At 59.5% G+C, this 8,936-nt stretch carries 1 protein-coding gene; it reads left to right on the forward strand.

Annotated elements, in window-relative coordinates; all coding sequences use genetic code 11:
- Window positions 1–8,936 (forward strand): hemagglutinin repeat-containing protein (locus tag C5469_RS21495; RefSeq protein ID WP_422615874.1); only part of this gene is annotated, 8,936 nt, incomplete at both ends.

Raw genomic sequence — 8,936 nt, forward strand, 5'->3', positions numbered from 1 at the left:
CCCGCCAGATGTGGATGGTGGTGGCGGAGATTGCCAATACCGGACCGGGGCGAACGGGACGCCGCACTCGTCGCCCGTCTCTGCCGTCGTGTCGTTGCCAACTCACCGCGTTACGATTCAGTCTCTTATTAGCCCTCGGCGGTGTATCGCTGACTGCTCAGGCCAATATTGTGGCTGATGGACAGGCACCGGGCCATCAGCCACCGACGATTATCCACAGCGCCAACGGCACGCCGCAGGTCAACATCCAGACCCCCAGCGCCGCCGGCGTTTCGCATAATACCTATCGTCAGTTTGATGTGGATAAACACGGGGTTATCCTCAATAACAGCGCAAAGGCGACCGAGACCCAGCTGGGCGGCATGGTGGCCGGTAATCCCTGGCTTGCCAAAGGGGAAGCCAAAATTATCCTCAACGAAGTCAACAGCCGCGACCCCAGTCACCTCAACGGCTGGATTGAAGTCGCCGGACGCAAAGCCGAGGTGGTGATTGCCAATCCGTTCGGGATTACCTGTAACGGCTGTGGCTTTATCAACGCCCACCGCACCACCCTGACCACCGGTGAGGCCCGGATGGAGCAGGGTCACCTGAAAGGCTTTGACGTCAGTCAGGGCGAAGTCCGTATTGACGGGCAAGGCATGGACAGCCGGCAGCAAAACTACACCGACATCATTGCCCGCTCCGTCGCCCTCAATGCCAAATTACACGCGCAGGACCTGAAAGTGACCACCGGGCGCAACATCGTGGATGCCGCGCATCAGACCATCACGAAAAAATCGGCGACTCAGGAGGCTCAGGATGAGAACCCCCCGCTGTTCGCGTTAGATACGGCCGCCTTAGGCGGGATGTATGCCCATAAAATTCTGTTAGTGGGCACCGAAGCGGGCGTCGGGGTACGTAACGCCGGTGATATCGGGGTGCCGGCGGGGGAAGTGCGCCTCACCGCCGAGGGCCGGATTGAGAACCGGGGCACTATCAGCAGCCGGGATGCGCTGCAATTAACCAGTACCGCCGGAATAGACAATCAGGGCAAACTCCTGTCGCAATCCACCGTGACCTTGCAATCAGGCGAACAACTGAACAATAGTGGCCGGGTGGAGGCGCGGGGCAATATCACCGCCAGAGCAGGAACGATACAAAGTGGTAACGGCAGTGTGTGGGCCGCGGGGCTGGATGATAACGGCAACACGACCCGCCCCGGCTCCCTGACCCTGACCGCGCTGCACGTTCAGGCTAAGGGCAAAAATCTGGCAACCGATACGCTGGCTATCCACAGTCAACAAATTGACCTGAGCGGCAGCCAGACCGCCGCCAGTCAGATTCAGCTGAATGCGGGTCAATCAGGCATCAGTACAGCTCACGCCATCGTCAACGCCAACCGTTTGACGGCGAAAACCCCGGGCCAGTTTAACAACGATGGCGGCCAGTTAGTGGCACGGGAAATTCGCCTCACGACGCCTGATTTATCCAACCAGCAGGGAAAAATTAATCAGACGGGGAGCGGTGAGCTAGCGCTCAATACCCGCACCCTGAATAACCGTGAGGGGATGGTATTCAATCAGGGGAAACTGACTCTCACCACTGACCGGCTCGACAACCATCAGGGCACTATTGCCAGTCAGGGCGAGGACCTGCATCTCACCGCACATCAGGCAGATAACACTCAGGGCACCGTGCAACTGGCGGGCAACGGGAAATTGTCGCTCAACACCCAACGGTGGCTGGGTGATAAGGGCCAGCTGCTGACCAATGGCGCCCTGACGATACAGGCCGGTGAACTGCAACTCAACCACGCCGACACTCAGGCCAGGCAGATTACCGTCAACGCTGACACCCTGAGCCATCAACGCGGTGTCATGCAACAATCGGGCGCCGATACCCTGTCCCTCACGGTCAACACGCTGAATAATCAGGCAGGCACTATTGCGGGCAATGGTCACCTGAATGTTGAAGCGACGACGGTCGATAATCGCCAGGGCCATATCGTGGCGGCCCAACAGGGCGATTTAAGGCTCAAAGTTAAAGATGCGCTGGACAATCAGTCGGGCCGGCTGGCAGCCGGCAATGCGCTCCGGCTCAGGGCGGCCCAACTGAATAATGGTCAGGGGAGCATCGTTGCCACCGGGAACAGCACCACCCTCACTGTTGGGAAAGCCATTCAGAATGCCCACGGTCATATTGAAGCCAAAACCCGACTGACCACCACCAGCCAGACTCTGGATAACACGCAGGGCGTGTTACTGGCACAACACATTAACAGCCAGACCACCGGCCATCCCTTCACCAATACCGAGGGACAGGTGATAGCCGGGGACACCCTGACCTTACACAGTGGGGCGCTGACGAACACCGCCGGGCTGTTACAGTCTGGGGGCGACATGACCGTCGATACTCACGGTCACTGGCTCGCCAACGCCGCCACGACGGACCAGAAAGGCGGCCAGTTATTGAGCGGCGGCCACTTAACTTTGCGCACCGGCGACATCAATAACACCGGCGGGATAATCGCCGCAGACGGCAAAACCACCCTGACCAGCACCGCGCTCAATAATATTCAGGGACAGATAGCCGGCAATGGCGGGCTGGCCATTCACAGCCGGCAACTCACCAACCACAACGGCACCTTACAATCCGCCGATGCCCTGACGCTGGAGACTGACGGGCAGTTACTGGATAACCGGCAGGGGCGGATTCTGAGTGAGGGCACCACCACGGTCACCAGCGGCCCGCTGGATAATACGGCGGGATGGTTACAGGCGGGTCGCGACATGACCGTCGATACTCGCGGTCACTGGCTCGCCAACGCCGTCACGACGGACCAAAAAGGCGGCCAGTTATTGAGCGGCGGCCACTTAACTTTGCGTACCGGTGACATCAATAACACCGGCGGCATGATAGCGGCGGACGGCAAAACCGTGCTGACCAGCACCGCGCTCACCAATACGCAGGGACAGATAGCCGGCAATGGCGGGCTGGCCATTCACAGCCAGCAACTGATAAACCGCGAGGGCACCTTACAATCCGCCGATGCCCTGACGCTGGAGACTGACGGGCAGTTACTGGATAACCGGCAGGGGCGGATTCTGAGTGAGGGCGCCACCACGGTCACCAGTGGTCAGCTGGATAATACGGCGGGGCTGTTACAGGCGGGTCGCGAGATGGCCATTGATACCCACGGCCATTGGCTGACGAATACCCGCAATGCCGACCAAAAAGCGGGCCAGTTGTTGAGTGGCGGACAGTTAACCTTGCGCACCGGCGACATCGATAATACTGGCGGCAGGGTAGCGGGCAATGGCGGGCTGGCCATTCACAGCCAGCAACTCACCAACCACGAAGGCACCTTACAATCCGCCGATGCCCTGACGCTGGAGACTGACGGGCAGTTACTGGATAACCGGCAGGGGCGGATTCTGAGTGAGGGCACCACCACGGTCTCCAGTGGCCCGCTGGATAATCGTCAGGGCCACCTTCAGGGCGGGCAACTGGTTATCCATACCGGGCAAGCCGGGGCTGACAATCGGGAGGGCAAACTGTTGTCCGCGGGCCGGTTTGCCCTGACGACCCAACGGCTCGACAATCGTCACGGTCAGGTACAGGCGGTGGGCGATACCACGCTTAACGTGCAGGAAAAAACCGACAACACCGGCGGCCTGCTCCGGGGGGGCTCACAACTCATCCTGAACACGACTCAGCTGATTAACCGTGAGACCACGCACACGGATAACGGCGTGGAAGCGCAAAACCTGACGATAAACGCCCAACAGGCCGATAATACCGGGGGCGCTTTACGGGCCGCTCACCACCTGCAAGCGAACATCAGCCAGACGGTGAATAATACCCAGGGGCTGATATCCGCCGGCAAACAGCTCACGGTTAAAAGTGAGGCTCAGCAACCGCATCTGGTGATTCACAACCGGCAAGGCACGCTGATTGCCGGGGAACAGGTTAACATTCAGGCTGATGCGCTAAGCGGGGACGGTCAGCTGTTATCGCAGGGCGATATGGCCGTCACGTTAACCGGGGATTTTCACCACACCGGCCACACCGCGGCTAATGGCAAGCTGACCCTGAAAACGACCGGTAATATTCTCAATGACCACAGTCTCAACGCCGGTCAGGCGCTGCACCTTGACGCACAGAATCTCACCAATAGCGCATCAGGCGAAATCAGCGCTAAACACACGCAAGTCAACGTCCACAACACGCTGACCAACACCGGACTGATTGACGGTGACCTGACTCATCTCACGGCTAACACGCTGAATAATACCGGCACCGGACGCATTTACGGGGACCAGCTCGCCCTCCAGACGGGCACGTTGAATAACACTGTCCAGGACGGCAAAGCCGCCGTCATTGCCGCCCGTGACCGACTGGATATTGGCACCACAACGCTCAACAACCAGCATCATGCGCAGATTTACAGCGTGGGCGACATGCACATTGGCGGCCAGTTGGATAACAATCTGACGGCGACCGGTCAGGCGCGTAAGCTCAATAACCACGCGGCGACGATGGAAGCCGGACGCAACCTGAAGATTCAGGCTGACCAGATTGACAATACCAACGCCGGGCTGGTCACTCAGGTGGTCGAAACGGAAAAATCGCCGCATCACGACGCGGTATTGCGCGGACAGACTGCCCGCTATGACTGGTCACAGGTGGACACTTCCCGCCACAACAAATACGGCGTGCACGATGCCATCATGCCGGATGGCAGCCGCAGCGATAACTTTGATGAATATCAGTACACCCGGACCGTCAGGGAAACCCAGGTCAAACAGAGTGACCCCGGTAACATTCTGGCCGGGGGCAATCTGACGCTCAACAGCGAAAAAGTGACCAATCACGACAGCCAGATTGTCGCCGGCGGGGCGCTGGGCGGTGAAATTGGCGAACTGCACAATATTGCCACGCAGGGGGAGCGCATCACCACCGATACCGGCAGCCAGACCCGCTGGTACGCCAAAAAGGAAAAACGGAACAAGCTTGGCCTCGGCGGCACCAAAACCTCGCAGGGAAAAGACACGACCGGGTATAAACAGGGCCCGGTGACAGAAACCATTGACCTGAACACGCTGTCCTGGCAGGACCATACCCGTCCTCAGGGTACCGATATCACGATGACCGACCGCCAGACCGGGCAGGTGCAACAGGCCCCCACCGCCGTGAAACCGGTTGCCGGGATAAACACCCCGCCCTTAGTGCTGCCCCCCGGCCAGCCTGTCGTCTTACCACCTGACCAGCCTGTCGTCCTGCCGCCCGGTCAGCCGTTTGAACTGACGTTGCCCCCGGAAACCGTCAAAGGCCACCCGGTTGACCCGGTCATCCGTGTTATCACGCCCGATATCCGCTTGCCGGATAACAGCCTGTATACCGTACAACCGGGCAGTGACAGCCACTATCTGGTGGAGACTGACCCGAAATTCACCCAATATAAACAATGGCTGGGTTCGGACTACATGCAGCAACAACTCACCCATGACCCGGCGTTAGTCCACAAACGGTTAGGCGACGGGTTCTATGAACAGCGGCTGGTGCGGGAGCAGATTACCCGGCTGACCGGCCAGCGTTATCTGTCCGGCTATAATAACGACGAAACGCAGTTTAAAGCGCTGATGGATGCCGGGGTGGCTTTCGGCAGGGAACAACAGCTCACCCCCGGCGTTGCCCTCAGTCCGGCCCAAATGGCGCGGCTGACCTCGGACATTATCTGGCTGACTAACCAGACCGTGACCCTGCCGGATGGCACCACGCAGGTCGTGACGGTGCCACAGGTTTATGCGCGAGTTCGTCAGGGTGACCTGAGCGGTGACGGCGCACTCCTCGCCGGCAATACGGTGGCGCTCAACAGTCAGGGCGATATTACCAACAGCGGCACGGTCAGCGGGCGAGATGTCACCCAGCTAACCGCCAGTAACCTGACCAACCACGGTTTTATTCGCGGCGGTAAAGTCGATTTAACCGCGCGGCAAGATATCACCAACCGGGGCGGCCAGATTCAGGGGGATGACCGGGTGACCCTGAAAGGCCGGGATATCACCAGTGCCTCGACTGTGCGCGGGGATGAAGCGAACCGCTGGCTGGACCGTCCGGCGGGCATCTATGTGCAGAACGATAAGGGCACCCTGTCGCTTAACGCGATAAACAATGTCCAGCTCACCGCCAGTGAGGTGAAGAACGCCGGGAAAGACGGTCACACCGGAATAACGGCAGGGCATGACCTGACGCTGGAGACCTTAAACACGCAACACACCGAAAGCGGCGACTGGGGCGGCGGTAACACCCGCCACCTGACCCAACAGACCGATATCGGCAGCCAGATAACCGGCGCCGGTGATGTGACCCTGCAAGCCGGGCATGACCTCAAGGCCGCCGCCGCTCAGGTTAATGCGGGTCAGCAACTGACGGCGCAGGCCGGCAATAACCTGACGCTGACCACCGGTACAGCCTCCTCAGACTTAGTAGAACACAGCAAACAGACTAGCCAGGGCTGGCTGGCGAAATCATCAGTGGAAACCCATGATGAAGTGCATGACCGGCAGGCGCTGAGCACCACATTCAGTGGCGATAAGGTCAATCTCCAGGCCGGTAACGACCTGCATATCCGCGGCAGTAACGTGGCGGGCACGCAGGATGTCAGCCTGAATGCCGGTCATCAGCTCACCGTCACCACCGCCGCGGAAGCGCACGATGAAACCCATCAACGGCAGGAGAAAAAATCCGGTCTGATGGGCACCGGGGGGATAGGTTTCACTGTAGGCAAAGCCAGCCAAAAAACCACCACTGACCGTGACAGCCAGCTGAATAAAGGCAGTACCGTGGGCAGCAGTCAGGGCAGGGTCACGCTTAACGCCGGCGACCCGCTCAACATTCATGGCAGTGACGTGATTGCCGGCAAGGACCTGACCCTCACCGGTCAGAGCGTCAATATCACCAGTGCAGAAAACCATCACACGGTCTTGACCAAAACCGAACAAAAGCAAAGCGGCCTGACGGTAGCGCTCAGTGGTACCGCCGGGGGCGCCATCAACAGCGCGGTGCAGACGGCCCATGCCGCGCAACAGACCGAAGACCCCCGCCTCAAAGCGTTGCAAAACACCCAGGCCGCCCTCAGTGGGGTACAGGCGACACAAGCTGCCCGGCTGGCAGAAGCCCAGGGCAGTCAAGACCCAGGCAACAACACGCTGGCCGGGGTGAGCCTGTCCTACGGTCGTCAATCTGCCCGTTCAGAACAGCAGCACCGCCAGACCACCCAACAGGGCAGCCATCTCACCGCCGGGGATAATCTCACGATGACCGCCACCGGCAATGGCAAGTCAGACCGAAACGGCGATATCCGCGTTCAGGGCAGCCAGTTACAGGCGGGTAAAGACCTGCAACTGCATGCTCACCGGGATATTCAGCTGTCATCCAGCCAGAACACGGAACAGACCACCGGTAAAAACAGCCACCACGGCAGTTCACTGGGCGTGGGCGTTACGGCGGGACCGGGGGGCACTGGCTTTACTGCGTCGGCCAATGTCAGTCAGGGCAACGGCAGAGAAAGCGGCAACAGCGTCAGTCACAATACCACCACGTTACAGGCGGGACAGACCGTCGAGCTCAACAGTGGCCGGGATACGACGCTGCAAGGGGCACAGGTCAGCGGCGAACAGATTACCGCGGACGTGAAACGCCATCTGACATTCAACAGCGAACAGGACCGCCAGCGCTATGACAGCCAGCAGCACAATGCCAGTGCCGGGGTCAGCGCCACCGTGGGGCCGCAGCCGGACGGCACCGTGAGCCTGAATGCCCGCCGCAGCAAACTCCACAGCAACTATGACAGCGTGCAAGAGCAGACCGGGCTGTTTGCCGGTAAAGGCGGCTATCAGGTTCACGTCGGGGACCACACCCAGCTGGACGGCGCGGTGATAGCCAGCACCGCTGACAAAGCCAAAAACACCCTCAACACCGGGACGCTGGGCTTTAAGGACATTCAGAACAAAGCGGACTTGAGTGTTGAGCAGCAGAGTGCGGGCGTCAGCGTTGGCAAACCGGCAGCCGGTCAGGTCCTGAATAATCTGACGGTCAATGCGCTGACAGGTTCTAATAAGCGGGGCCATGACCGCAGCACCACCCACGCTGCTGTCAGTGACGGCACCCTGATTATCCGGGATAAGGCACACCAGACACAGGATACCACTCCCCTGAGCCGCGACACCGATAACGCGGCGAATGTGCTGAGTCCAATATTTGATAAAGAAAAGGAACAACAGCGGCTGAAACAGGCGCAGCGGATTGGCGAGCTCAGCGCCCAGATGGCCGAGATAGCCGGGACGGAAGGGAAAATTATCGCCACCAAAGCGGCGAAGGCGAAGTTAGACCATATCAGTGAGCAGGACCAAACCGCTGCCAGAGAAAAATTGATAAAAGGCGGCAATAAACACCCCTCCCCGGCGGCTATCAATCAACAAGTTTATGACACGGCCTACACGCAGGCGCTGAATGACTCAGGTTTTGGTACGGGTGGCACCTACCAGAAAGCGTTACAGGCGGCGACCGCCGCGATTCAGGGGCTGGCGGGGAACAATCTGGGGCAGGCGCTGGCCGGCGGGGCCTCACCGTATCTGGCCGGGGTGATAAAAGAGCTGACGACTGACCCGCAAACCCATCAGGTGGATATCGCCACCAACACGTTAGCCCATGCGATTTTAGGCGCCGTGGCGGCAGAGGTGAGTGGTAATAATGCCCTATCTGGAGCAGCGGGGGCGGCTTCCGGTGAGCTGGCCGCTCAAGTCCTGATAAAGCAGTTTTACGGTGATGGGGCCAAAGTTAGTGAGTTGAGTGAAGAGCAAAAACAGACTATCAGCACCCTGTCCACGCTGGCCGCGGGACTGGCAGGCGGCATTGCCGGTGACTCCACCGCCAGCGCCCTTACCGGCGCGCAG

This window comes from Photorhabdus cinerea (genome assembly GCF_011189575.1).
Classification (GTDB): Bacteria; Pseudomonadota; Gammaproteobacteria; order Enterobacterales; family Enterobacteriaceae; genus Photorhabdus; species Photorhabdus cinerea.